We start from the raw sequence: 23,603 nt of genomic DNA, 5'->3' as shown, positions 1-23,603 counted from the left end.
AGAGATCCGGCATTAAAGGTTACACTCATGTTAGAGATCATTAATCTGCACGCCAAAATCGCTGACACGGATACAGAGATCATCCGTGGTCTGAACCTCACCGTTAAAGCCGGTGAAGTGGCTGCGATTATGGGCCCGAACGGTTCGGGTAAATCCACCCTGTCTTACATTCTGGCCGGTCGTTCGGACTACGAAGTGACATCCGGTGACATTCTGTATAACGGCGAAAGCATTCTGGAGCTGGATCCTGCGGAACGCGCAGCCAAGGGCATCTTCCTTGCATTCCAGTATCCGCTGGAAATTCCGGGCGTTGCCACAATGGAATTCCTCAAAGTTGCGATGAATTCACAGCGTAAAGCCCGTGGTGAAGAAGAGCTGAAAATTCCTGAACTGCTGCGGCGCGTTAAAGAAGCTGCCGGTGGCCTGAACATGGATATGGCCATGCTGAAGCGCCCGCTTAATGTCGGCTTCTCCGGCGGTGAAAAGAAGCGTGCAGAAATTCTGCAGATGCAGCTTCTGGAGCCATCACTTTGCGTGCTGGATGAAACCGACTCCGGTCTGGACATCGATGCGCTCAAGATCGTTTCCGATGGTGTAAATGCTCTGCGTTCGCCTGACCGTGCAGTGATTGTGATCACCCACTATCAGCGTCTGCTGGAATATATCGTACCGGACAGCGTGCATGTTCTCTACAAAGGACAGGTGATCAAATCCGGCGATAAGAGTCTCGCACTGCATCTGGAAGAAAACGGTTACGCTGAAATCATCGGCGCTGTTGCTTAAAGAGAGGGATGAATATGAACGTCATTTCTCAAAATCCGGCCTCAAAAATCAGAACACCGGCTGAGAATGCTTTGCTTGATGCATTCGCTGTTCGCGTTGGTGATCTGCCGGGTGACACAGAAGTTCTGAGCGCCCGTGATAACGCACTGGAAGCTTTGAAAATCAACGGTCTGCCTGGCCGTCGTATCGAAACATGGCACTATACAGATCTGCGTACACTGCTGCGCTCTGTTGCGCCGTTTGATGCGAATGTGACGCATAAATCTGTTGCGCCGCTGCTCGACAGTTCTGCCGTTCTGACCGTTGCCAATGGCATTGCGCAGAAATCCGTGCAGGTTGAAGGCGTACGCGTTGAAGCTATCCGCGATATTCTGGGACAGGGCATTGCTGCCCATACCCTGAAAGTCCGTGGTGACGATGATGCGATCGGCCAGATCAACGCAGCCTATGCCAGCGATGGCTGGGGTCTGTCTGTTGCTGACGGTACCGAGCTGGAACAGGCGATTGAGTTGCAGAATTTGCAGCCTTCCGGCCAGTCCCATGTGCGTTTTCCGGTGAAGATCGGCTCGAATGTCAAAGCGACATTTGTTGAGCGTCAGATCGGTGGCGAAGCTGAGACCTTTGCAACCAGTGTCGGCCATGTGACCATTGCTGATAATTCAGAAATCGTCTGGGTTATCGTGCGTGAGCATACGGATCTCTCCACACAGCTGTCGCAGATTAATGTGACAATTGGTGAGAATTCCAAGCTGATCCTGTTCGTGATGAATGCCGGCGGCAAGCTGGTACGTCAGGAAATCAATGTGGATGTGCAGGGCGAAGGCTCTGACTTCCAGCTGCGTACGCTCAACCTGCTTGGCGGCGAAACAGTGACTGACGTGACCATGAATGTTGGTCATCTCGTTGAAAACACTACCTCAACCGAGGTTGTGCGTAACGTGGTGACAGACAAAGCGCGTGGTATTTTTCAGGGCATGATCCGCGTTGCTCAGATCGCTCAGAAAACAGACGCGAAAATGGCTTGTAACACATTGCTGTTGTCAGACGATGCGGAATTTGCAGCCAAACCTGAGCTGGAAATCTTTGCTGATGATGTAGCCTGCGGTCACGGTGCAACTGTGCGTGAGATTGAAAAGGATCACCTTTTCTATCTGATGGCGCGCGGTGTGCCTGAAAATGCAGCCCGTGGCCTGCTGGTCAAAGCCTTTATCGCAGAAGTTATCGAAGAGCTGGAAAACGAGGTTCTCGTTGAAAAGCTGGAAGATATCTTGCAGGCGTGGCTCGAAAAGCACGCATAATAATGCATATAGAGAGCGGGAAATTTCCCGCTCTTCTTCCCTGATATAGAGCACTTGTTGCCCTTATTGATTTTTGTGAGCACGCAGTGCTCTTGCCTGCTTTTTTGAGCACAAAGTGCTCAGGAGTACGATTATGAATCAATTATCGTCTGTACTGCAAAATTATGATGTTGAAGCAATCCGTCGTGATTTCCCGATTCTGTCGCGTGAAGTCTATGGCAAGCCGCTGATCTATCTCGATAATGGTGCCTCGGCACAGAAGCCGCAGGCGGTTATTGATGCGATAACGCACGCTTATTCCAATGAATATGCCAATGTGCATCGCGGTTTGCATTTTCTCTCCAATGCCGCAACCGATGCCTATGAGCGTTCGCGTGAAAAAGTACGCAGCTTTCTCAATGCCGGTTCTGTAGACGAGATCATTTTTACCAAATCGGCGACTGAGGCGATCAACACTGTCGCCTATGGTTATGGTATGCCGAAAATCGGTGAGGGTGATGAAATCCTGCTCTCCATTCTTGAGCATCATTCCAACATTGTCCCGTGGCATTTCATTCGTGAGCGCCAGGGTGCCAAACTGGTTTTTGCACCGGTGGATGATGAAGGTGTGTTCCACCTTGAAGAATTCGAGAAATGCATCACTCCGAAAACCAAACTGATTGCCCTGACCCATATGTCCAATGTGACGGGTACGGTTCTGCCGATTAAAAAGATCGTCGAACTGGCGCATGCGCGCGGTATTCCGGTATTGGTGGATGGTTCACAGGCTGCCGTGCATATGCCGGTGGATGTGCGTGGTCTCGGTTGTGACTGGTATATTATGACCGGCCACAAGCTCTATGGCCCGTCCGGTATCGGTGTGCTGTATGGCCGTATGGAAATGCTGGAACAGATGCGCCCGTTTATGGGTGGCGGGGAAATGATTGAAGAAGTGACGCTTGATAATGTCACTTATAATCATCCGCCGCATCGTTTTGAGGCCGGAACACCGCCGATCGTGCAGGCTATTGGATTGGGCGCAGCCCTTGACTATATAGAGAACATAGGTCGTGAGGCGATTTCTGCCCATGAAGCTGATTTGCGTCTCTATGCGCATGAAGCTCTGGCGAAAATCAACTCGCTGCGTATTGTTGGTAATGCACCGGATAAAGGCGCGATCATCGCATTTGAAATGCAGGGCATTCATGCCCATGATGTTTCAACTCTGATTGACCGTGCCGGTATTGCAGTGCGGGCAGGAACGCATTGTGCTCAGCCGCTGTTGCAGCGCTTTGGTGTGACATCGACCTGCCGTGCTTCCTTCGGTATGTATAATACCCGTGCGGAAGTGGATGCTCTGGTTGCAGCGCTTGAAAAAGCAAGACAGTTTTTTGGATGACGAATATGGATACGAAACCGGAAGTACCGGCTGCAGAGGCCGTAGCCTCAGAAAATGAAAGCGGCGCCTCAAAGGTGTTTTCCGCTTCCGCAATTCCGGAAGCGGAATTGCTACGCCTGACTGATGATATCATCAGCGCGTTGAAAACTGTCTATGATCCGGAAATTCCGGCGGATATTTATGAACTCGGCCTGATTTATAAAGTGGATATTGAGGATGACCGTACAGTCAAAATCGATATGACGCTGACTGCACCTGGTTGCCCTGTTGCCGGTGAAATGCCGGGCTGGGTGGAAAATGCGGTTAGTACTGTTGAGGGCGTTTCCCATGTGGAAGTGACTATGACATTTGATCCGCCATGGTCGCCGGATCGCATGTCCGAAGAAGCTCAGGTTGCTGTGGGCTGGTACTGATTTTAAACGCTGCGGAAACGCAGCGTTTTTTATTTAAAGCATTTCCAGCAAAAGTGGGAATCGCCTTCGCGGGGAAAGCAATTCACTGGATTGCTTTCTTACCCGCTTCGATGCGTAGGATAATGCGTCACAAAAAAATAGAGCAGTTCCAATTCATCTGTTTATCATAATTTGAAAATGCTCTAGCGGGCATGCAGGCTAAGATAATCCGATACAACCTGCTTGCTGACGGGGCTGATTTGCTGTTCGCCATCCTGAATGAGATCGGCAACGCTCTGGCTGCGCAAAGCATCCCGCCATAGTTTTTCAGCCGCCAGCATACGCGATTTGATGAAACAATCCTGTTTGTAGTGGCAAGGTTCTTTTGGCTTTCCGGGTGCGCGACGGCGGATTTCCCGACAGATAAAAGCAGGTTTTTTGCCGTCAATCGCTTCCACAATATCGAGCAAGGTAATTTGCTGTGGGGGATGCGCGAGGCGGTAGCCGCCGCGCGGCCCCGGCACAGCAATGATCACATCAGCAGCGGTGAGGGCACGCAGGTGCTTCAGCAGATAGCTCTCAGATACGCCGTGCAGCTCTGCGAGATGTTTGCCTGCCAGAACCTTATCCTCCGGTAGTCCTGACAATACGAGAGCGCAATGCAATGCCGCCTCAACCCCGTCACTCATTCTGCGCATGTTACAAACCTGTGATTTGTTTTGTCTTAATCATGGATATATTATATCGATGATTTTAAGGCAAACTCTTATTGCAAGGCATAGGTTATGAAAAACAGAATGAATGTCGCGAAAGTCGCTCCGGCTCTCTATCAGTCCATACAGGCATTGGACGCAGCGGTTGATGCGGCAGGACTGGAGCCGCGTTTACTCCATCTTCTGAAAATCCGTTCTTCGCAGATTAATGGCTGCTCTTATTGCACTGACTTGCACATTCGTGATGCCCATCAGGACGGGATGGATATGCAGACACTCTATATGACGAGCGCATGGCGTGAATCGCCGTGTTTTTATGAGCGTGACCGCGCAGTGCTGGAATGGACAGAACACCTGACGCAGATTGCGGTACTCGGCGTGCCGGATGCTCTTTATGAGCGTGTGAAAGCACTGTTCTCCGAAGAAGAGATTGCTAAACTGATTGTGGCTGTCGGTATGATTAATTTGTGGAACCGGATTGGCGTCAGCACGCAGCTTATTCATCCGCGTAAGCCGTAAAACAAAAAAGCCTGTCAGTGATGACAGGCTTTCTAAAATACTGAGCACAGGGATTAAGGTGCGCCGCATTCCTCAGGCACGCTTTTGTCCAGCGGCAGGGGTGATTTTGATAGAGTGCCAGCCATGATTGCCATTGGCTTGAATGGCGGCACAGCCTGCATGGCAGGATTGCTCATGCTGATGGTATAGCAACCGGTATAAACCTGCGCTTTGCCTTCTGCCAGCTTGGATTCAATTGCAATTGGTACTGACCAGTAAATCTGACCGGCACCCGGGTCTGGCTCGCTGCTGCCGATTTTGACACTTACAGATTCAGTTCCGGCATAGCCCTTGGCGTATTTTTCAAAATCATCGCCCAGCTGGCCTTCAGCATAATAGCTATAGGCGCGGGCATATTCTTTGCGGTTAATCGCATTGTAATAGGATTCGAGAAGTTTTTGCGGCGTGCTGCGGTCGTCCAGATAATCCGGCAGCAGCAGACCTTCGGCAACTTCTTTGGTGGCTTCCGGTTCTGTGGTTTCAGGCTTCTCGGCCTCAGTCGCTTTCTTAGCATCAGGCTTATCAGCAGGGGCTGCTTCTTCCTTTGGCTTTTCAGCGTCTGTTTTATCGGTCTTAGCTTTCTCGACTTTCGCCTTTTCTTCCTCAGAATCTTTGGTCGCTGCTTCACCGGCTTTTTTCAAAGCCTCCGGTTTTACCTTCTGCTGCGTCGTTGCCTTGTCTTTGGTTTCAGCGGTGCCTGCGGCTTTGGCATAAAGTGCGCTTCCGGTGAGCAGAGCTGCGCCGATGATTGTGGTTCCGAGCAGGCGGATGATTGCAAGGCGATGATGCTGAGCACGATCCTGTGTGATTGCCAGTGCAACCGGACGCCGTGATGCGGGGGAATGACGGTTCTGCTGAATGCCCATTAAAGTCTCCGCTGATCAGAAGTCTAAAACTTTGATGTCTTTACAGAATAAAAGACTGCAAACAGATCATGGCAATTTTACGCTATATGACAATATTCTATTTTATTCTTTTAGAGCGCCGTCTGCTAAGTCTGGCGCACGGCGCTCTCGCCTGTAAACTACAGAAAATGCAGGTAGAGCGGTTCCAGTTAATATTGAACCGTTGTAACCGCTCTATCTTTTTTGTTTTTACGCATTATCCTTACGCAAAACCGCTTCGCACTTTTGCTGGAAATGCTTTAAATGGCTGATATGCCGCGTCCTTTACTTGCAGTGACGACTATGTGAGACTAGATAGAATATCAGAGGCTTGCCGGTTTTCAGCAATTGATGCGAAAATCTGACCACTTGCCTGACAGGTTGAAACTGCACGGCCTTGAACCGTGTACAGATACAAGTGAGATATTTTATGGGACGTTTTGCCATAATGACCCTGACTGACGCAGCAGCGGAACGCGTGCGCGAAATTCAGGCCTCCCATGAGGATGCTTTAGGCATTCGCGTGGGTGTGAAAAAAGGCGGTTGCGCCGGTATGGAATATACCATCGCGCTGGCTGAGGAAGCCAAAGCCGGTGATGATCTGATCGAGCTTGATGGTGCGAAAGTTTATATCGCTCCGGAAGCTGCATTGTTTTTGCTCGGCACGCAGATGGACTTTGAAGTGACGACATTGCGCACCGGATTTGTGTTTAACAATCCGAACCAGACCTCGGCTTGCGGTTGTGGTGAATCTGTTGAGCTGACACCGGTCTCGCAGGAAGCTCTGGACGCTGCCCATAATGCAGCCTGAGTTTCGTTCTGAATAACAGAGAATAAAAAGAAACCCGCCATTCGGCGGGTTTCTTTATTTTTAGATGTTGATTGGTATCAGCATGAAAGCCGGAATATCATCGCCGAAGCCCAGCGGTGACGGCTCATCATCAAAATCACGACGATGGCGCTTATTATTCTGCTGGCCATTCTGCGTGTGGTTCTGACGGCGTTCATCATTGCCATTCTTATGCGGAGCAGGGCGAACCGGCTCCTGTGTAACGGCTGTACCGAGAGAAACATTATCCGGAATAACCGGCTGCGGCGCATCAAGAGCAGAAATATCTGCCACTACCGGTGCCTCAGCAGCTTTTTCTTCTGCTACGCGCGGCTGAGCCTGCTTTTCTTTATGTTCTTTTGCATCACGCGGCTTCTTGCCGTTTTTGCCACGGCTGTTGCGACCACGACGACCGGTTTCTTCAGTCTCTTCCTGCGCAGGCAGAGTTGAAAGATCGCCATCCAGCCATTCGATCTTTTCGCCGATCATCTTTTCGATGGCATCGAGATGTTTTGTGTCGGAAGCCGTAATGATCGAGAAAGCCTTGCCCGAACGACCGGCACGACCGGTACGGCCGATACGGTGAACATAATCTTCCGCATGGATCGGAATGTCATAGTTGAACACATGGCTGACATCCGGAATATCCAGACCGCGGGCAGCCACATCAGAGGCGACCAACAGCTGAAGATTGCCGTCTTTAAAATTGCTCAGCATAGTCATGCGCGCGCGCTGATCCATGTCGCCATGCAGAGCACCGGCGTTAAAGCCGTGCTTTACCAGCGAGCGGAACAGTTCGGACACATCCATTTTGCGATTGCAGAAAATGATCGCATTTTTCAGCTCATCACCTTCAGCCTGAATGAGATCACGCAGCACTGCGCGCTTATCCCATGGCTTCTTGGCCGACTTAACCAGACGCTGGGTCACAGTCTTTGCGGTTGTCGATGCTTTCGCAACTTCAACGCGGGCTGGCGAATGCAGGAACTGCTCGGTCAGCTTGGTGATTTCCGCAGGCATAGTGGCTGAGAAGAACAAGGTCTGACGGGTAAAAGGGATCAGCTTGCAGATACGCTCGATATCAGGGATGAAACCCATATCCAGCATACGGTCTGCTTCGTCGATAACCAGAATTTCAACGCCGGTCAGCAGCAGCTTGCCGCGCTCAAAATGGTCGAGCAGGCGGCCTGGTGTCGCGATCAGCACATCGGCACCGCGTTCCAGCTTGCGTTCCTGTTCTTCAAAGGAAACGCCGCCGATCAGCAGAGCCACATTGATACGATGATTAACGCCGTATTTTACAAAATTCTCTTCTACCTGAGCCGCAAGCTCGCGGGTTGGTTCGAGAATAAGCGTGCGCGGCATACGTGCACGGGCGCGGCCTTTTTCAAGCAAGTGCAGCATCGGTAGCACGAAAGATGCTGTTTTACCGGTGCCGGTCTGGGCAATACCGAGAACGTCTTTACGTTCCAGAGCATGAGGAATGGCGCCAGCCTGAATAGGAGTAGGGGTGGTGTAACCGGCGGCTTCTACCGCTGCCAGTATTTTCGGTGACAGACCGAGTTCTGCAAATGTCGTCAATGGAGGCGTAGCTCTCTTTTTGGAAGAAGCGCACTGGACCCGACCGGTAATGTCCGCATGACAACAGGACAGGAAAAGCGCTTATGTTTGCGCATTGCGTTAAAATTAATAAAGCCGTTACGGGGAACGGCTCAAAAAGTCAACAAAAATGCCATTTTTGCTGCAAAATAGGGTGATTTAATTGTCATTATGGCAGGCTATTACTCTGCGCCAAGTTAATAGATGCCGCTCATTGCTCTTGAAGTGTTTGGTTTCGCCATTTTAATAGCGGAATTGCTCGTTCAAGATGCGCTCATCCCATGTGTGTTCTTCATCAAAAAGTAGGGTTACGCTGTTTTGTGTATCTTCACGCACAGTCACGGAAGTCACTGATTTTACCTCTGTATGGTCGGCAACGGCGTTGACCGGCCGTTTTTCAACCTCAAGAATATCCATCCGCACCGCGACCGATTTTGGCAATAAGGCACCGCGCCAGCGCCGCGGGCGGAAAGGGCTGACAGGTGTGAGGGCGAGCAGCGGAGAGTCCAGCGGCAGGATCGGTCCTTGGGCAGACAGATTATAGGCGGTGGAACCGGCGGGTGTGGCAACCATCAAACCATCGCAGATCAGTTCTTCCAGCCGCACCTTGTCATCAATGCTGATGCGGATTTTGGCAGCCTGATAGGATTGGCGCAAAACCGAAACCTCATTGATGGCCAATGCTTTGACGGTGCCGCTCTCAAGGGATTCTGTAATCATCTCCAGAGGGCGGATTGTTTCGGCATGGGCTGCGGCAACACGCTTTGGCAAATCATCCTCATGATACTCATTCATCAGGAAGCCAACTGAGCCGCGATTCATGCCGTAAATCGGGCGGCTCTGATTCATATGGTCGTGCAGAGCCTGCAACATGATACCATCGCCACCCAGTACAATGAGCGCATCGGCTTCTTCCGCGGGTGTTTCACCATAGCGCTTGCGCAATGATTCCGCTGCTGAGACGGATTCCGGGGTGCCTGAGGTGATATAAAAGAATTTTTTATATGGATATTTCATCAGTTTCCGCCGAAAAGCTGCATGATTGGATGAGGTTTTGTAGCCTAAATGTGGATAAGAGGCAAAACATTGTTATTTTTTACGGTTCGATGTGATTTTCCGTTTTACAACCAAAAAGAATATGCTATCTAGCCGTCAGTTGCCCTTATAGCTCAGTTGGTAGAGCACCTGATTTGTAATCAGGGGGTCGGGAGTTCGAGTCTCTCTGGGGGCACCACTTACATCTTTCATTGTAATTGTTGCATTTTATGACTGATCCTATTTATAGGATAGGTACTGTAAACGCATACAAAATTTTCTCATTATTTTATTTTGACGATTGAGCGCTGGTATCACCTGTTGGATGCTCCGGCGTTTTTATGGTTTGATCTTGTCTGTTTCAGCACAGCTATATATCTGATCTTTGCTATTCAACTTTCAGAGTGCTTTTGATTCTGTTTGGTATTTTGCTTTTGTGAGTCGCAGTTAGTGTTTTTGAAATGCTGGGATTTTGGGCAATTTTATATCAATAAAAGAAGCACACAGCTGACAAAATCAACATTTTAGTGCCGGTTTGCATTATCCTGTGGTTTTCTCTGATCTATTTGCAGAGTTTGCAGTTTACAAACGAAAAGAATATGCTATCTAGCCGTTGTTGCCCTTATAGCTCAGTTGGTAGAGCACCTGATTTGTAATCAGGGGGTCGGGAGTTCGAGTCTCTCTGGGGGCACCACTTACAATCTTCTCTTTGTAATTGTTGTGTTTTTAGCAACGAATTTCTTTGATGAAATTTGCTTGCATAGCGCTGCTTTGTTTAGGCGCTTCTTATCTCTTCCCTGATCCCATCGACCTTTTTATGCATATTCTTTGCCAATAATCATCGCTTATTCTGATGCGAACAAGCTGTTATTTTCGTGTTTCTTTTCATGTCATGCAAGCAGTTGAAAATGGAAAATTCCATGGCTGTATTGAAGCGTGCCTTGAAACTGGCTTTTACCCAATTTCATATGATTGCTCAGTTGAATATGCTTTGGTTAGAGTGCTTGTGGTAAAGAGTGAGGGATGCCGAATGAAAACACTAGATGTCTTGCGTCATACGATGAGGCGAAAACCAGGGGCTCATTTGTCTCAAGATGGTATTACTTTAGCTCGGTTGGTAGGGGATGCTGCCGCAGCCTATGATCGTGTTTTTTCTAGTCCTTTACCCAGAGCGATAGAGACAGCCTTGGTCATGGGATTTGAAGTACATGAAATTATTGATGGTTTAAGTGGCATTTCCGAAGAGACGACCAGAGGAATTGCTTGGCCAAACTCATATTCCGGTGTGATGCAGATTATAAAATCAGGTGGTGCATGCGCAGAATATGCCTATAAGCAGGCTGCATTATGGAAAGAGATTGCAGAAAAACTATCTGATGGCGAACATGGGCTCATCATTACGCATGGTGGTGTAGTAGAACTTGGCGCAGTGGCGAGCGCACCATTGCTCAATCATGCTGAGTGGGGCGATGCAGCGGGATATTGCGAAGGTGTCCGGTTACATTATGAAGGTAACGCTGTCGTTAATGTGACGATTATACGTGTGCCCGAAGAGTACAGGTCTATTCACAATTGAAGCGAGACGGCTCAGGTAAAGCCAGAATTTCAGCACTGCCAAACAGGATTGGCTTGACGAGGATTTTGTACATATCGGCGTCGAAGAGTGTGTCTTTATCCAGCCGGTAGTTTTTCAGACCTTGCATGGATTTATAACTGCCATGATAGCGCCAGTTATGCAGTACATGATATTGTTTCAACCGGCCGAAGCTCTCTTTCACGGCAATCGCACTGCTATAGGGCCATGCAGCCAGCGTGAATTGTTTAAGCGCTGTCTCTAAACGCGCATTGTGTTGATCTGTATCTTCTTTACCGCAGCAGGCACCGGCACATTTCTGTATTGCCGACCTAAAACAGCCTCTGCCTTTGGTGTGCGGTTCAAAACCAAGAACACTCAGGCATAATTTATATTCGTCTGCGAGTTCGCGCAGGCGGTCTTTGGCGTAAAACTGGTTTTTGAATAAGCCATAGACATTATTGTCAGGCTCATTGGACATGTCATCCGTATATTGGATATGCAGCCCTGTTTCATTCAGCACAAATGAGCAGGTGTCTTTGGTTTTTCGCAATCTGCGATTAAACAGCGGTTGTTGCTGCTTAATCATCTGTGCTTCCAGTAAGAGAGCACTTATCTCGCCGGCGGTCGGAATATAGCTGATACGGGCTGTCTGCTTTAGCAGGCGTGCTTCTTTTGGCGTGCGCAAATGGGAGAGCAGGCGCGTTCTGATATTGATGCTTTTACCGATATAGAGCGGATAATGATTGTTCGCCCCGTGAAGAATATAAACACCCGGAACCTGAGGTGAGGCGGCCACTTGTTCTCTCAATGAGGCAGGGTACTGATACAGCACATCATCCGGTGCCGCTTTTTGCGAGGGAAGATGGTGAGGGAACATGAAGCCTGCTGTCTCGGTCTTTATCTGTGGTGTTCTTAATGTTTTACGAAAGCGACACAATTAGGGCTGAGCGTTTTTACGAATGGAAAATGTGCTGAGATTTTAACGGCGCACACGTATAGATTAAGCTGTTTGCTTGCGTTGCAGGCGCAGAAAATTTGTTTTTATAAAATTCGGCTTTTGTCATTCATTTCTGACGAGGAGCACAACGCCAGCCGGATCAGATGTCCAATGCCCGTTCACTTCATCAAGAGGCTCCAGCTCGTCGCGTAACGGACTTCCCAGATGGCTCAGTGCCTGATCGGGATCGTCTGTGAACAGTTCTAGCCACACATCAACCTGACTTTGTTTCTCAACACGATCAATCCATAAGGTCATGTCTCCGAAGATAAAGCCGACGCTGGCCTTCAGCTCTTTTTTGACCGGTAGTCCTACTTTATCACGGTAATAGGCAACTGTTTCTGCCCATTTGTGGAGCGGCACTTTGATGGCGATATTTTTCCCTGCTGCGATTTTCATGCTTCCTCCCGTTGCAATTTTGAGCCGGTAAAGTCAGAATTCAATCAGGAAATATACGATACTATAATTCGGCTGATGCCAAGGGGAGAGTTGTGTATGCCGGAAACTGCCAGCCTCATAGCTTTCGCTTTGATCGCACTCGGAATGGTGCTCACACCCGGCCCGAATATGGTCTATCTGATCTCCAGATCGATTTGTCAGGGGCGCATCGCGGGATTGATCTCGCTGGGAGGTGTGGCGCTCGGCTTTGTGTTTTATATGCTCTGTGCCGCATTTGGTATCACTGCAATCGTCATGGCAGTGCCCTATGCCTATGACGCGCTTCGCTTTGGCGGTGCGCTCTATTTGCTCTATCTTGCATGGCAAGTGCTGAAACCGGGCGGACGCTCGCCGTTTCAGGTCAGGGATTTACCAGAAGACAGCCCGCGCAAACTTTTTCTCATGGGATTTCTGACCAATCTGCTTAATCCCAAAATCGCGGTGATGTATCTCTCATTGTTACCGCAATTCATCAGTCCTGAGCATGGCAGTGTTTTAACGCAATCTCTGGTTCTCGGTTTTGTACAGATCATGATAAGCGTCAGCGTGAATGCAATGATTGCAATTGCAGCCGGTTCTATTGCGGTGTTTCTCAGTAAACGCCCGAGCTGGCTTGTTGTACAGCGCTGGTTGATGGGGATGGTTCTGACAGGGCTTGCTATTCGTATGCTCACCGAAGCACGGCGCTAAAACGCAAACAGCCCCGGATAGATTATCCGGGGCTGTTTTGATTTCCGGAGGCAGAAATCAGAACTTATAGTTCAGACCTACACGGACAGTGTGGAACTGAGATTTAGCTGCACCGTGAACAACATTGTCGAAATCATCCGATACGTTGAACTTGAGCTTGCCAAGGTCGGTATAGAGATATTCTGTCTTCAGGGTTACGTTGTTTGTGAGTGCATATTCTGCACCGGCGCCAACTGTGTAACCAACGCGTGTATCGGACAAAGAGGATGAACCTTCGTCAAATGGTGCGTTGACATAGGTTTTCACTTTACCATAGGCAACACCACCTGTTGCATAGACCATGAAGCGATCAACCGGCGTGTAACCAAGACGGGCGCGGGTTGTACCGAACCAGCTGACTTTGGTGCCGAGATTTACCTCAGAACCCATTGATCCGACAGTGAAGTCAGACTTTACACCGGAGCCCTGAATGTCGGTTTCGATACCAACAACTGTCTGGCCGAACTGCCAGTTGTAACCGGCCTGAACACCGCCGATAAAGCCGCTGGAATTGCTGCGAAGGGAGAGGCTCTCATCAAAATCGCCGTACATGTCGGTTTTGAATTTGCCACCGGCATAACCGGCGTTCACACCAATATAGCCGCCTGTCCATGAAAATGTATCGGCAACTGCCGGAGCCGGATCATTATATACAACAGCATCTGCTGCAAGTGCCGGAGTAGCCAAAAGCGCAGCGGTCGCTGCGAGTGTAAAGATTTTCATATTTATCCCACCTTAAATATCAGACAAATACTGTAATTTTATAATTACGACTGCCTGTCTGCGGTTTCAAATTTCTATGGACGATCAACATGGTCATTTCGGATTATTCTTTGTCATATGATTATCCGCCGTTGCTACGCAGGCGATGACCGAAAGACTCAAGCAGAGATGAACCGAAGATCTGCTGAAATCCGTAATTTAGCGTGATAAATGAAACAATCCCCGCAAATACGGGGGGGTATTGGTGGTAAAAGTAAATATTCATTAATTATCATGGGTATGATTTAATTAATGCTCAGCAATAAATCTTTTTGCTTCAGTGCATGCCTGTGGATTTATTGATTAGATGAAATCTGAGGCTCTCAACCCGCGCCCGATATGTCTCTTCTGAGGGGATGGTTTTCAGTGGGCGGGGTTGGCGACTACGGGTAAATAGCAGCCGGTGGAGGGTATGTCAGACTATGCTGGGGGGCATAATGCGTGCTGACGATACATGTGTTCCGGTTGCGGCCAACCCCGTGTTCCATCAATCATGAAATTTGCATGGATGCCAGAATTATGGTTCGAACCGGAAACGACTTTGGCGGGTGTCGATGATGTCTTGGCAATATCTTGATAAAACCGGCTTGATCCGGTGATGTGAGGGCTCAAACCTCATGTTCCGATTGAAACCCGCGTTGCCCAAGACATGCTTTCAGACGCAGAATATTAAGCGCTTCGCGTTGAGCGTGGTGAAAGCAGGCTGACACTTGACTATCCTCCAATGAATTTCCTGCCAATTCCTTGGTATTTACGAATTTCGCGAATGACCGCATGGTTTGAAAACTGAAATTTAAAGTTTTTAAACATGCAGAAAAATCTGATTATTATTTTCATAGGCCTGATGCTCGGAGTGTCATTTCAGGCGCAGGCGCGTGAGAAGTTAGCGCCGAGACCTCCGCTCGCAATCGGCTGCCCGGAGGGGGAAGGGAAATCGGATTTTTGTTTTATTGTTTGCAAGCAGGAACTTGTCATTGATGCAACGGATGGGATTCCACCACAAAACAATAACCGGAATTGGTGGGAGCCGCCGACATCATCGGTCTATCAGCCGCCGCAACCGCCACCGTCTCCGCCGGTTTACCGCATGGTCTGCAAGCCGCAAACCAAGCCCTGACAGGAAATGTAAAAGCGGCCTTTCCGTTTCCGGATAAAGGCCGCCTTTAAAAATTCATACAGCGCAGAGCCTAAGCTCGGGCATTTGCAAATACCGTCAAATGCTGCGGTTATTTACAATTAGCTGTGTAGATATGGCCGCGGCTGTTGCGATACTGGCATTTACCGTTGCGCAGATTGCGAACCAGAAGGCCGCCGACCGCACCGGCGCCGGCACCGATCAGTGCACCTTTGCCGCCACCGGCGATACCGCCGATAACTGCGCCTGCAGCAGTACCCACGCTCAAATCTTTTTCTGTTGATGTACAGCCGGAGAGTGCAACAATCGCGGCCACTGCAATGATAGCTAAACGCATGATAAAATCCTTATTGGTCGTAGACCTGATCTAGAAGCTGCCGGTTTTATGATTTCTGTTCTGCCAGTAACGGTTGCGCATACGCGGTGCCATAAACCAGGATATAAACGGGGTAATCAGAAAACTGCAGCCAATGACGACAGGAATAAGATATTTAGCGTTTTGCGCTAAATCAGGGATTGTAAGTACAATGATCATACCAATTCCGAACAATACGGCATTGACCATCAGGCTCAGTAATACGGCAATCTGAAAACGAGTAGACATTCATTTGCCTCCCTTATGCTCTTTCTTATCAACGCGACCGGATATGATTTGGTTCCGTTGATATTGCCGTGCACAAGACTCACGGAGCAGCATCGGGATAAAGAAACTATTTCAGCAGACCGCTATTATTTCAAGCAGCGCCTAATACTCTCTCTTTAAATTGACTGTGACACTTTTTGCCACTTGGCACACAGAATATAAATATCCCCGAAAACAGAGCCTGCTTTCGGGGATGAAACTCAGAAACTGAGGTGACACTGTCTTGTCTACCGAAGTTGCTGCATACGCGTAGCAACATACCAGCCAATAATCGGTGTAACGACCAAAGCGACGCCGACGACAGTCAGCATAGGATAGATTGGCTTATGTGCCAGAGCAGGCACTGTCAGAACAACAATAAAGCCGCAGCCGACGAGAACAATAAATGCAATCGAGCCGATCATCGATGCCAGATGGAAATTTGTAGACATTCGTCCCTCCGAATGGTTTTCCTGAAGTGAAAACCTTGTGCCTCTGTAGATAGTCTGCGGCTTCGTAAAGGGATGGCAGATATGGCCGTCGCACACGAACATTTCTGCATAGACGGGTATTTCCGAAGCGCTGTTCATTTCAATGCTTGCAGTCTGTAATTTAGTCTGTGCTGTCTGTTCGTGCATTGATCAGGATCAACCTGATTGTGAAATGCGCTATGGACGTAAATTTTCGATCTGCAAGATAAGACTGGCTATCTCGTGCGGATCCTGAATGCCGCTTTCATAAATCCGGATAACTGTGCGCGCCAACTGGTTTTTATTCTCGTCAGTTGTCGGACAATGTCCCAGAATTTCGCATGTTTCATTATATGCAGCCTGAAGCGTATTTAACTGTTCAGGTTTATAGATCCCAAGATAATCTGACTTATGGAAAGGCATGTTATCTCTCCCGTTTATATAATCTTGTACTAAAATTTGAATAAAGCAATGAATTTATACTTTTAAAATTTAAACATGCCGAAAGAATGTTCTTTAAACAAATAAACCCGGCATTTTCGCCGGGCTTATTTTTGCTGGATGGTTATTCAGCTGGTGTGTGCTTGCCGTGGTCTCTGCTTTTATGGCGCTGCTCACCTTTGCCGTGGTGTTTCCCTGCTTTCAGCTCACTGCGATCGAGCTTGCCGTCTTTGTTTTTGTCAAGTTCGGCAAAACGGGCAGTACGGTGTTTCTCAATGGCTTCGAGCGAAATTTTGCCGTCACCATTCACATCAAGACGGCGCTCCATCCGGTCTGCTGCACGCTTGACCATCATTTTCTGCGCATGGGCTTCAATTTCTTCACGGGAGAGAATGCCATCCTTATTGGTGTCAGCGGCTTTCAATTCCTCCATACGGGTGAATTTTTCCAGATCAATCGGACCACGATCACGGTGGCCTGATGTATGCTGCGCAGTTTGCTCAACATTCTTTTCTGTTTTTTCTTGCGCTAAGACTGGTGCTGCAAGAACTGAGGAAGCAACGAGTGCGAGAATGATTGTTTTCGTATTCATAGTTATAATAACTCCGTCATGCGTTACACTAAGCCTTGGGATGGCATGCGGAGTAATATTGACCAGCAATGTGGGATCAATATGGAATGTCTAATTACAAATTCGTAATGTTATGCATGAAGTTATTCATGTTTTTGAAAGTGTTATAGAATGCAATGACTTGTGGTGAAATTCCTGCGCATTCCGGATTTTTTATTTGTACGGAATGCGCTTTGCAGGCCATTAATGGGCCGGGTGCAGGGCATCATTGAGATACATGCAGGTCAGCATTGTGAACACATAGGCCTGAATTATGGCCATCAAAAATTCAAGTGCGGTGATGCCGACTGTCATGGCGAGCGGCAAAACAGAGCTGACAATGCCTAAGGTTCCAAGCCCTGCCAGAGAGGCAACAAATCCGGCAAAGACCTTCAATGTAATATGTCCGGCCAGCATAACCGCGAAAAGACGCACAGAATGACTGACAGGCCGTGAGAAATAAGACATCAACTCAATGGGGACAATGATCGGTGCAAGGACCAGTGGCACACCGGAAGGCATGAACAGACGGAAGAAGCTCGTACCGTTGCGCATCAGGCCGTAGAGGGTAACGGTCAGAAAGACGGTTAGTGCCAGACCGAATGTCACAATAATATGCGCTGTGACCGTGAAGGCATAGGGGAACATGCCCAGCAAATTTGCTGTAAGAATGAACATGAATAGTGAGAAGACCAGCGGGAAGAAGCGTCTGCCTTCTTCTCCCGTATTATCGCGCAGAGTAGAAAACACAAATTCATAGAGAATTTCAGCTGTGGATTGCCAGCGTCCCGGGATCAGTGTTCTGCCGCGTGCCGACAGAAACAGGTAGAGACCGGCACCGACGGTTGCGATAAGCATGAACAGGGCAGAGTTCGTAAAAGCGATCTGCATACCGCCGACTTCACCCAAATTTGCAATCGGTTTGATTTCAAACTGTGCGATTGGTCCGGCCATGAGATCGTCTCCCTGTTCGATGAGCGTATCGAACGATAGAGCGATTCGCGTCCTCTGTGCCACTGCAAGGCCAATATCTTGCCGCATAAAAAAACAGAAGCCTCGTGATAAGACCTCTGTTCCTTTAATCCCGAAAAAGACTTTTTTGTCTTTTCAGGCTGTTTTACGCAGCCTGATTGAGTGCTTTTTCGATTTCGTCTTTCAGGACAAGACGACGTTTGCGAAGATCTGTTTCATTGTCCTGACTTGTCGGCTCAATTTTTGTCTCTGCGCGGTGAATCTGGTCATTCACGTCGTCATATTCTTCAAGCACTTTGGCAAAACGCGGATCAGCTGCTTTCAGAGCATGGATGCGCTCCAGCTGACCCGGAAATTCTTCACCAAGTGTATGCGGTGTATTGGACATGCTGTTTCCTTCCTTATTTTGTTGAAAGGAGCTTCGCATGAGTCTCAGTGGCCGACATTGATCAGGATCAATCAGAATTTGACCGACCAGCGCTCAATATCATTGCTCTGACCAATCAAGGCCAAACCTGTCGCGATGGAGTCAAATTGATTGCTGCTCGACACATGCGCATGTTCAAACTGTTCCGAGAACAAGGTTTTGATTGCCGGTACAAACGATGTACCGCCGGTCAAAAACACGCGGTCAATATCTTTATCGCTCAGTCCGGCATTCTGCACGGCATTATCAACGCAGGTCGAGATTGCCTGCATGTCTTCCGCAATCCAGCTTTCAAAGTCTGAGCGCTTAATCTGTGCTTCGATTTTGAAATTTTCTGCCTTGAATGTGAGCTCTGAAGTCTGGGCAGAGGAGAGACCAGCTTTAACGTCGGAAACAACGCGATACAGCTCAAAGCCGTAATCACCTTCAATCATTTCGATGAAATGTTCGAGCACTTCCGGCTGTTCTGCCTGTGAGGCGAGCTCATGCAGTTCCCGCAATGTTGACGGGGTATTCATCAGGAACAGGGTGTTCCAGCGGGCAAAATTCGCAAAATAATGGTTCGGAATTTGCAGAACTTTGCCGAAGGATTTGTAATTGCTCTTCTTGCCGAGTTTTGGCGAAACCACATTATCAATGATGCGGTAATCGAAAGTATCGCCCGCAATGCCGAGACCTACCTGACTGAGCGGTGTTGAGGTCAGGCCATCTGCGCCGACTTCAAAATTCACAATCGAAAAGTCGCTCGTACCGCCGCCAAAGTCGGCAACCAGCACGGTTGAGGACTGCGTCAGTTTTTGTGCATAGAAATAGGCTGCAGCCACTGGCTCATACACATAATGAATATCGGTGAAGCCGAAGTCGCGCAGTGCTTTTTCGTAGCGTGCCATAGCCAGTGCTTCATCCGGATTATGACCGGCGAAGATGACAGGACGACCGACAATGACTTTATTGCCACGCGCGGGCAGGCGGTCACCAAGACGCTCCGCCAGAGTTTCCAGAAATGTACGCAGCAGATCTTCGAATTTAAAGCGTTTGCCATATACCGGTGTATCGGTGAAGGATTTGCTGGCGGCAAAGGATTTAAAAGACTGCAAAAAACGGCAATTATGCGGATCGGCGATAAAGCGATCCATCGCCCAGGGACCGCTCTCGACATTGCGATGCCCTTTATTGCCATCCTGCCAGAAACACAGTACCGAACGATAGGCCGAAACAATGGCGTCATCTTTCGGGAAGGTCATAACCTCGGCAATACCATTGCCGTCAGCCACGGCAATAACTGTATTGGTTGTACCAAAATCGAGGCCAAGGGTTATCGTCTCCGAGGGGGCGTTATTTCCCGCAGTCATTGTTTCAAATCCTTGTATCTGCGCATGTGGGCTTTTGAGAAAACGGCCTTTATAGCCGTTTTAAAGGTGGGGTCAATTCAGGCCGACGGCGGAATCCGGCATTGAGAACGAATTGTAATCGTTAAAAAGGATACGGGATGCCGGATACACTTATTTTATGACAGTAATTTATAGCTACATGAAAGAATGTTGTAATATTTAATCGATTTGAATTTTATGTGAGCATGCTTGACGAACGCAATTTTGTAACGTCCTATTCCGGTTGAGGAGTGATCGCAGGCGAAGCGCCGGATCAAAAGCATGCCAGTTTCTATACTGTCCGGTGAGGGCAGCTGTAATGACCAAGCGGGAGGGTTCCGCTGCTGATAACTTGCAAACGGGAGGAATACGATGCGCAAGTTCATGACAACAACAGCAATGGCTTTGGGTTTAATGGCAGGTGCGGCGCAAGCTGCGGAAAATGTGGAAGTTCTGCACTGGTGGACTGCAGGCGGTGAGGCCGCAGCGCTTGAAGTGCTGAAGAAAGATCTCGAAAAGCAGGGCATCGGCTGGACGGATATGCCGGTCGCAGGTGGTAGCGGCGTTGAAGCGATGACCGTGTTGCGTGCCCGTGTGACTGCCGGTAACGCCCCGACTGCTGTGCAGATGCTTGGTTATGATGCGCTGGACTGGGCAAAGCAGGGCGCGCTCGGTAATCTGGATGAAGTTGCCAATAAAGAAGGCTGGGACAAAGTTATTCCGGCACCTTTGCAGGCATTTGCCAAATATGACGGGCACTGGATCGGTGCGCCGGTCAATATTCACTCCACCAACTGGATGTGGATCAACAAAGCCGCACTTGATAAAGCCGGTGGCAAAGAGCCGACCAATTGGGAAGAACTGATTGCCCTTCTCGATAAATTTAAAGAACAGGGTATTACACCGGTCGCACATGGTGGCCAGCCATGGCAGGATGGTACGCTTTTTGAGGCTGTGGTGCTGTCTTTCGGGACTGATTTCTACAAAAAGGCTATGATCGATCTCGATCCGGAAGCCCTTGGCAGCGATACGATGAAACAGGTTTTCGATCGTATGACCAAGCTGCGCACCTATGTTGATGATAATTTTTCCGGTCGTGACTGGAATCTGGCATCGGCCATGGTCATTGAAAACAAGGCCGGTCTGCAATTCATGGGCGACTGGGCGAAAGGCGAATTCGTCAAAGCCGGTAAAAAGCCGGGCGAGGATTTTGTCTGTATCCGTTATCCTGAAACACAAGGAGCAATTACCTTTAACTCTGATCTGTTCGCAATGTTCAAGGTCTCCGAGGATAAGGTAAAAGCGCAGATGGCGATTGCTTCAGCGATTGAAAATCCTGAATTCCAGTCGGCTTTTAATGTGGTCAAAGGCTCTGCTCCGGCACGTACAGATGTGTCTGATGCTGCTTTCGATGCTTGTGGCAAGAAAGCGATTGCCGATGTCAAAGAAGCCAGCGGCAAGGGCACCATGTTTGGTTCCATGGCACATGGCTATGCAAGTCCGGCATCTGTGAAGAATGCATTCTTTGACGTGATTACCCGCCAGTTCAATGGTGAACTGTCATCGGAAGAAGCTACGCAGGAACTCGTTGCTGCGGTGGCCGCCGCTCAATAATTTATTGCAAAACCGGAGGCTGCCTCAGTGGCGGCCTCCGTTCTCTGCTGTCTGACGGAGGCAGCTGACATTTATTTTACTGCAGGGCACTTAAAAACGAACATCGATTTTGAGCGTCATACGTAAAAACCAAAGAGCATTTTAGTTTTATTTTTGATGTGCCGTGCCGATCAAAGCGGGGCAGATACCAAGCGTGGTGATTGACCATGAATAGTCGCAGCCGATTGCAGGAGCTGTTGCCCAAACTTGTTGTGGCACCCAGCTTTTTCATCATTCTGATTTTTGTATATGGTTTTATTGCCTATACGGGTTTGCTGTCGCTGACAGACAGCAAAATGTTGCCGTCTTATAATTTTGTCGGCTTGGAAAATTACTCCAAACTCTGGGCTTTGCCGCATTGGTGGCGCGCCATAACCAATCTGGCGATCTTCGCATCGCTCTATATTATTATTTGTTCAGTGCTGGGGCTCGGACTGGCGATTTTGCTGGATCAGAAAATTCGCGGTGAAGGTTTTTTGCGCCCGATTTATCTTTATCCGATGGCACTGTCTTTTATCGTTACGGGCACAGCATGGAAGTGGTTTCTTGATCCGGGTATCGGGCTTGAAAATACCATGCATTTATGGGGCTGGGAGAGTTTTCAGTTCAACTGGATTAAAGATCGCAATTACGCGATTTATTGTGTGGTGCTGGCCGCCGTCTGGCAGTCGTCCGGCTTTATCATGGCGATGTTTTTGGCAGGGCTGCGCGGTGTTGATAATGAGATCATCAAAGCCGCACAAATTGACGGAGCTTCACCTTTTACCACCTATCGCCGGATTATTATTCCGATGATGCGGCCGGTTTTTCTGTCAGCCTTTGTGGTGCTCGCGCATCTTGCGATCAAGGCCTATGATCTTGTGGTGGCGCTGACCGGCGGCGGGCCGGGGCAGGCGACTGAAGTTCCGGCAACCTTCATGTATTCCTATACTTTTACCCGTAACCAGATGGGCATTGGTGCATCATCGGCGATTATCATGCTGGCAATGATTTTCTCGATCATTATTCCTTATCTGTATTCGGAAATTCGCGGAGGCAAACGCTGATGAGTGGTTCTGCCAATGTACAAAATGCGATCTCGCACCAGAGACTGACACGGGCGCTAATCTATTCAATCCTGTTGATCTTTCTGGTTTATTATCTGCTGCCGCTTTATGTGATGGTGGTGAATTCCTTCAAACCGCTGGAAGAAATCCGGCAGGGCGGCATGCTGAACCTGCCACAACAATGGACGATCGAGCCATGGCTTTCGGCGTGGTCAACAGCGCAGATCGGTGTGCAGCCGACCGGTCTCAAACCGTTTTTTATTAATTCCATTCTGATGGTCGTACCGGCGGTGGCGATTTCTACCATCGTTGGCGCGCTGAATGGTTATGTGCTGACAAAGTGGAGCTTTCGCGGCTCAAATCTGTTCTTCGGTTTGCTGCTGCTCTCCTGCTTTATTCCGTTCCAGATTGTGCTGATCCCGATGGCGCGTATTCTCGGCTTGCTCGGGCTGTCCAGTTCCATATGGGGACTGGTAATGGTGCATGTGGTTTATGGTATCGGTTTTACGACACTGTATTTCCGAAATTATTATGAGGCATTCCCGACCGAGCTGGTGCGCGCGGCACAGATTGACGGTGCCAGTTTTATGCAGATTTTTGCCCGTATTCTGCTGCCGTCCTCGGGGCCGATTATTGTGGTCTCTGTGATCTGGCAGTTCACCAATATCTGGAATGATTTCCTGTTCGGGGCGTCTTTTGCCGGTGCTTCAACCACGCCGATGACGGTTGCGCTCAACAATCTCGTCTCCTCATCGACCGGCGTTAAGGAGTATAATGTTCATTTTGCTGCGGCGATCATCGCCGCCTTGCCAACGCTCATCGTCTACATTGTTTCCGGCCGCTATTTTGTGCGTGGTCTGATGTCCGGTGCCGTGAAGGGATAATC

General features: G+C 49.0%; 26 protein-coding genes and 2 tRNA genes. 14 read left to right on the top strand and 14 right to left on the bottom strand.

Annotated features, from left to right (window positions below):
• Positions 1-27: 27 nt before the first annotated feature.
• From sufC to DFR47_RS17490, 4 genes are all read left to right on the top strand, one after another.
• The gene (gene sufC / locus DFR47_RS17505; RefSeq protein ID WP_113945738.1) at positions 28-783 is read left to right on the top strand and encodes a Fe-S cluster assembly ATPase SufC; all 756 of its coding nucleotides are present in this window, start codon (positions 28-30) and stop codon (positions 781-783) included.
• Between the two features lie 8 nt (positions 784-791).
• A complete protein-coding gene (sufD, locus tag DFR47_RS17500; RefSeq protein WP_113945736.1) occupies positions 792-2,081 on the top strand; it encodes a Fe-S cluster assembly protein SufD in 1,290 nt (429 codons plus the stop codon).
• A gap of 133 nt (positions 2,082-2,214) precedes the next feature.
• On the top strand, positions 2,215-3,459 hold the full coding sequence (locus tag DFR47_RS17495) for a cysteine desulfurase (protein ID WP_113945734.1): 1,245 nt from the start codon (positions 2,215-2,217) through the stop codon (positions 3,457-3,459).
• A complete protein-coding gene (locus tag DFR47_RS17490) occupies positions 3,456-3,872 on the top strand; it encodes an SUF system Fe-S cluster assembly protein (RefSeq protein WP_113945732.1) in 417 nt (138 codons plus the stop codon). Before DFR47_RS17495 ends, DFR47_RS17490 begins: the two co-directional genes overlap by 4 nt.
• A 182-nt stretch (positions 3,873-4,054) precedes the next feature.
• On the opposite strand, the gene DFR47_RS17485 is transcribed toward DFR47_RS17490, so the two are convergent.
• A complete protein-coding gene (locus tag DFR47_RS17485; RefSeq protein ID WP_113945731.1) occupies positions 4,055-4,549 on the bottom strand; it encodes an RrF2 family transcriptional regulator in 495 nt (164 codons plus the stop codon).
• 87 nt (positions 4,550-4,636) lie between these two features.
• On the opposite strand from DFR47_RS17485, the gene DFR47_RS17480 reads away from it, so the two are divergent.
• The gene (locus tag DFR47_RS17480) at positions 4,637-5,083 is read left to right on the top strand and encodes a carboxymuconolactone decarboxylase family protein (RefSeq protein ID WP_113945730.1); all 447 of its coding nucleotides are present in this window, start codon (positions 4,637-4,639) and stop codon (positions 5,081-5,083) included.
• Positions 5,084-5,136: 53 nt separating this feature from the next.
• Here the strand turns inward: DFR47_RS17480 and DFR47_RS17475 are convergent, their stop codons facing one another.
• Complete coding sequence (locus tag DFR47_RS17475) at positions 5,137-5,988, bottom strand: hypothetical protein (RefSeq protein ID WP_113945728.1); 852 nt, start codon at positions 5,986-5,988, stop codon at positions 5,137-5,139.
• A gap of 448 nt (positions 5,989-6,436) precedes the next feature.
• Here DFR47_RS17475 and sufA point away from each other — a divergent pair, with 448 nt between their 5' ends.
• Positions 6,437-6,817, top strand: a complete 381-nt coding sequence (gene sufA, locus DFR47_RS17470; RefSeq protein WP_113945726.1) for a Fe-S cluster assembly scaffold SufA — start codon at positions 6,437-6,439, stop codon at positions 6,815-6,817.
• A 60-nt stretch (positions 6,818-6,877) separates the two neighbouring features.
• Here sufA and DFR47_RS17465 read toward each other — a convergent pair whose 3' ends face one another.
• Together DFR47_RS17465 and DFR47_RS17460 are read right to left on the bottom strand one after the other, a co-directional pair.
• A complete protein-coding gene (locus DFR47_RS17465) occupies positions 6,878-8,416 on the bottom strand; it encodes a DEAD/DEAH box helicase (RefSeq protein WP_113945725.1) in 1,539 nt (512 codons plus the stop codon).
• 261 nt (positions 8,417-8,677) lie between these two features.
• Positions 8,678-9,451, bottom strand: coding sequence for an NAD kinase (locus DFR47_RS17460; protein WP_113945724.1), 774 nt, complete (start codon positions 9,449-9,451; stop codon positions 8,678-8,680).
• A gap of 141 nt (positions 9,452-9,592) precedes the next feature.
• Here DFR47_RS17460 and DFR47_RS17455 point away from each other — a divergent pair.
• From DFR47_RS17455 to DFR47_RS17445, 3 genes are all read left to right on the top strand, one after another.
• Positions 9,593-9,668 (top strand) — tRNA-Thr (locus DFR47_RS17455).
• 419 nt (positions 9,669-10,087) lie between these two features.
• A tRNA-Thr gene (locus DFR47_RS17450) sits at positions 10,088-10,163 on the top strand.
• 336 nt (positions 10,164-10,499) lie between these two features.
• Positions 10,500-11,045, top strand: a complete 546-nt coding sequence (locus DFR47_RS17445) for a histidine phosphatase family protein (protein WP_170137536.1) — start codon at positions 10,500-10,502, stop codon at positions 11,043-11,045.
• Here the strand turns inward: DFR47_RS17445 and DFR47_RS17440 are convergent.
• Together DFR47_RS17440 and DFR47_RS17435 are read right to left on the bottom strand one after the other, a co-directional pair.
• Positions 11,032-11,922, bottom strand: coding sequence for an endonuclease (locus DFR47_RS17440; RefSeq protein WP_113945720.1), 891 nt, complete (start codon positions 11,920-11,922; stop codon positions 11,032-11,034). The genes DFR47_RS17445 and DFR47_RS17440 overlap by 14 nt on opposite strands.
• A 183-nt stretch (positions 11,923-12,105) precedes the next feature.
• A complete protein-coding gene (locus tag DFR47_RS17435) occupies positions 12,106-12,441 on the bottom strand; it encodes a hypothetical protein (RefSeq protein WP_113945719.1) in 336 nt (111 codons plus the stop codon).
• A gap of 96 nt (positions 12,442-12,537) precedes the next feature.
• Between DFR47_RS17435 and DFR47_RS17430 the strand changes: the two genes are divergently transcribed.
• A complete protein-coding gene (locus DFR47_RS17430) occupies positions 12,538-13,170 on the top strand; it encodes a LysE family translocator (protein ID WP_113945717.1) in 633 nt (210 codons plus the stop codon).
• Between the two features lie 57 nt (positions 13,171-13,227).
• Here DFR47_RS17430 and DFR47_RS17425 read toward each other — a convergent pair whose 3' ends face one another.
• On the bottom strand, positions 13,228-13,932 hold the full coding sequence (locus tag DFR47_RS17425; RefSeq protein WP_113945716.1) for an outer membrane protein: 705 nt from the start codon (positions 13,930-13,932) through the stop codon (positions 13,228-13,230).
• Between the two features lie 847 nt (positions 13,933-14,779).
• On the opposite strand from DFR47_RS17425, the gene DFR47_RS17420 reads away from it, so the two are divergent.
• Positions 14,780-15,088, top strand: a complete 309-nt coding sequence (locus tag DFR47_RS17420) for a hypothetical protein (RefSeq protein WP_113945715.1) — start codon at positions 14,780-14,782, stop codon at positions 15,086-15,088.
• Positions 15,089-15,197: 109 nt separating this feature from the next.
• On the opposite strand, the gene DFR47_RS17415 is transcribed toward DFR47_RS17420, so the two are convergent.
• The 7 genes from DFR47_RS17415 to DFR47_RS17380 form a co-directional block, all read right to left on the bottom strand.
• Positions 15,198-15,443: a YMGG-like glycine zipper-containing protein gene (locus tag DFR47_RS17415; protein WP_113945713.1), complete on the bottom strand. Its 246-nt coding sequence runs from the start codon at positions 15,441-15,443 to the stop codon at positions 15,198-15,200.
• Between the two features lie 30 nt (positions 15,444-15,473).
• On the bottom strand, positions 15,474-15,710 hold the full coding sequence (locus tag DFR47_RS17410) for a hypothetical protein (RefSeq protein WP_113945711.1): 237 nt from the start codon (positions 15,708-15,710) through the stop codon (positions 15,474-15,476).
• 266 nt (positions 15,711-15,976) lie between these two features.
• Positions 15,977-16,180 (bottom strand): hypothetical protein, encoded by a 204-nt coding sequence (locus tag DFR47_RS17405; RefSeq protein WP_113945709.1) that lies wholly within the window; start codon positions 16,178-16,180, stop codon positions 15,977-15,979.
• A 583-nt stretch (positions 16,181-16,763) separates the two neighbouring features.
• Entirely contained in the window at positions 16,764-17,231 is a 468-nt protein-coding gene (locus DFR47_RS17395; protein WP_113945706.1) for an EF-hand domain-containing protein, read from the bottom strand.
• Positions 17,232-17,453: 222 nt separating this feature from the next.
• A complete protein-coding gene (locus DFR47_RS17390; RefSeq protein WP_113945704.1) occupies positions 17,454-18,203 on the bottom strand; it encodes a F0F1 ATP synthase subunit A in 750 nt (249 codons plus the stop codon).
• Between the two features lie 163 nt (positions 18,204-18,366).
• On the bottom strand, positions 18,367-18,609 hold the full coding sequence (locus tag DFR47_RS17385) for an HP1242/YdcH family protein (protein WP_113945702.1): 243 nt from the start codon (positions 18,607-18,609) through the stop codon (positions 18,367-18,369).
• Between the two features lie 71 nt (positions 18,610-18,680).
• Positions 18,681-20,000 (bottom strand): Hsp70 family protein, encoded by a 1,320-nt coding sequence (locus DFR47_RS17380; RefSeq protein ID WP_113945701.1) that lies wholly within the window; start codon positions 19,998-20,000, stop codon positions 18,681-18,683.
• 390 nt (positions 20,001-20,390) lie between these two features.
• On the opposite strand from DFR47_RS17380, the gene DFR47_RS17375 reads away from it, so the two are divergent.
• The 3 genes from DFR47_RS17375 to DFR47_RS17365 all read left to right on the top strand — a co-directional run bounded on the left by DFR47_RS17375 (position 20,391) and on the right by DFR47_RS17365 (position 23,601).
• A complete protein-coding gene (locus DFR47_RS17375; RefSeq protein ID WP_113945699.1) occupies positions 20,391-21,632 on the top strand; it encodes an ABC transporter substrate-binding protein in 1,242 nt (413 codons plus the stop codon).
• A gap of 206 nt (positions 21,633-21,838) precedes the next feature.
• Complete coding sequence (locus DFR47_RS17370; protein WP_113945697.1) at positions 21,839-22,717, top strand: carbohydrate ABC transporter permease; 879 nt, start codon at positions 21,839-21,841, stop codon at positions 22,715-22,717.
• Positions 22,717-23,601 (top strand): carbohydrate ABC transporter permease, encoded by an 885-nt coding sequence (locus DFR47_RS17365; protein WP_113945695.1) that lies wholly within the window; start codon positions 22,717-22,719, stop codon positions 23,599-23,601. The genes DFR47_RS17370 and DFR47_RS17365 overlap by 1 nt, the downstream gene beginning before the upstream one ends.
• Positions 23,602-23,603: the final 2 nt, after the last annotated feature.

The organism is Pseudochrobactrum asaccharolyticum (assembly GCF_003314995.1).
Lineage (GTDB): Bacteria > Pseudomonadota > Alphaproteobacteria > Rhizobiales > Rhizobiaceae > Pseudochrobactrum > Pseudochrobactrum asaccharolyticum.
This window is presented reverse-complemented; position numbering and strand designations above follow the sequence as displayed.

What these genes read in the sequence shown, in the direction of transcription:
- sufC (WP_113945738.1), top strand. Translation starts at nt 28, where the DNA reads ATGTTAGAGATCATTAATCTGCACGCCAAAATCGCTGACACGGATACA.
- sufD (WP_113945736.1), top strand. Translation starts at nt 792, where the DNA reads ATGAATATGAACGTCATTTCTCAAAATCCGGCCTCAAAAATCAGAACA.
- DFR47_RS17495 (WP_113945734.1), top strand. Translation starts at nt 2,215, where the DNA reads ATGAATCAATTATCGTCTGTACTGCAAAATTATGATGTTGAAGCAATC.
- DFR47_RS17490 (WP_113945732.1), top strand. Translation starts at nt 3,456, where the DNA reads ATGACGAATATGGATACGAAACCGGAAGTACCGGCTGCAGAGGCCGTA.
- DFR47_RS17485 (WP_113945731.1), bottom strand. Translation starts at nt 4,549, where the DNA reads ATGCGCAGAATGAGTGACGGGGTTGAGGCGGCATTGCATTGCGCTCTC.
- DFR47_RS17480 (WP_113945730.1), top strand. Translation starts at nt 4,637, where the DNA reads ATGAAAAACAGAATGAATGTCGCGAAAGTCGCTCCGGCTCTCTATCAG.
- DFR47_RS17475 (WP_113945728.1), bottom strand. Translation starts at nt 5,988, where the DNA reads ATGGGCATTCAGCAGAACCGTCATTCCCCCGCATCACGGCGTCCGGTT.
- sufA (WP_113945726.1), top strand. Translation starts at nt 6,437, where the DNA reads ATGGGACGTTTTGCCATAATGACCCTGACTGACGCAGCAGCGGAACGC.
- DFR47_RS17460 (WP_113945724.1), bottom strand. Translation starts at nt 9,451, where the DNA reads ATGAAATATCCATATAAAAAATTCTTTTATATCACCTCAGGCACCCCG.
- DFR47_RS17445 (WP_170137536.1), top strand. Translation starts at nt 10,500, where the DNA reads ATGAAAACACTAGATGTCTTGCGTCATACGATGAGGCGAAAACCAGGG.
- DFR47_RS17440 (WP_113945720.1), bottom strand. Translation starts at nt 11,922, where the DNA reads ATGTTCCCTCACCATCTTCCCTCGCAAAAAGCGGCACCGGATGATGTG.
- DFR47_RS17435 (WP_113945719.1), bottom strand. Translation starts at nt 12,441, where the DNA reads ATGAAAATCGCAGCAGGGAAAAATATCGCCATCAAAGTGCCGCTCCAC.
- DFR47_RS17430 (WP_113945717.1), top strand. Translation starts at nt 12,538, where the DNA reads ATGCCGGAAACTGCCAGCCTCATAGCTTTCGCTTTGATCGCACTCGGA.
- DFR47_RS17425 (WP_113945716.1), bottom strand. Translation starts at nt 13,932, where the DNA reads ATGAAAATCTTTACACTCGCAGCGACCGCTGCGCTTTTGGCTACTCCG.
- DFR47_RS17420 (WP_113945715.1), top strand. Translation starts at nt 14,780, where the DNA reads ATGCAGAAAAATCTGATTATTATTTTCATAGGCCTGATGCTCGGAGTG.
- DFR47_RS17415 (WP_113945713.1), bottom strand. Translation starts at nt 15,443, where the DNA reads ATGCGTTTAGCTATCATTGCAGTGGCCGCGATTGTTGCACTCTCCGGC.
- DFR47_RS17410 (WP_113945711.1), bottom strand. Translation starts at nt 15,710, where the DNA reads ATGTCTACTCGTTTTCAGATTGCCGTATTACTGAGCCTGATGGTCAAT.
- DFR47_RS17405 (WP_113945709.1), bottom strand. Translation starts at nt 16,180, where the DNA reads ATGTCTACAAATTTCCATCTGGCATCGATGATCGGCTCGATTGCATTT.
- DFR47_RS17395 (WP_113945706.1), bottom strand. Translation starts at nt 17,231, where the DNA reads ATGAATACGAAAACAATCATTCTCGCACTCGTTGCTTCCTCAGTTCTT.
- DFR47_RS17390 (WP_113945704.1), bottom strand. Translation starts at nt 18,203, where the DNA reads ATGGCCGGACCAATCGCACAGTTTGAAATCAAACCGATTGCAAATTTG.
- DFR47_RS17385 (WP_113945702.1), bottom strand. Translation starts at nt 18,609, where the DNA reads ATGTCCAATACACCGCATACACTTGGTGAAGAATTTCCGGGTCAGCTG.
- DFR47_RS17380 (WP_113945701.1), bottom strand. Translation starts at nt 20,000, where the DNA reads ATGACTGCGGGAAATAACGCCCCCTCGGAGACGATAACCCTTGGCCTC.
- DFR47_RS17375 (WP_113945699.1), top strand. Translation starts at nt 20,391, where the DNA reads ATGCGCAAGTTCATGACAACAACAGCAATGGCTTTGGGTTTAATGGCA.
- DFR47_RS17370 (WP_113945697.1), top strand. Translation starts at nt 21,839, where the DNA reads ATGAATAGTCGCAGCCGATTGCAGGAGCTGTTGCCCAAACTTGTTGTG.
- DFR47_RS17365 (WP_113945695.1), top strand. Translation starts at nt 22,717, where the DNA reads ATGAGTGGTTCTGCCAATGTACAAAATGCGATCTCGCACCAGAGACTG.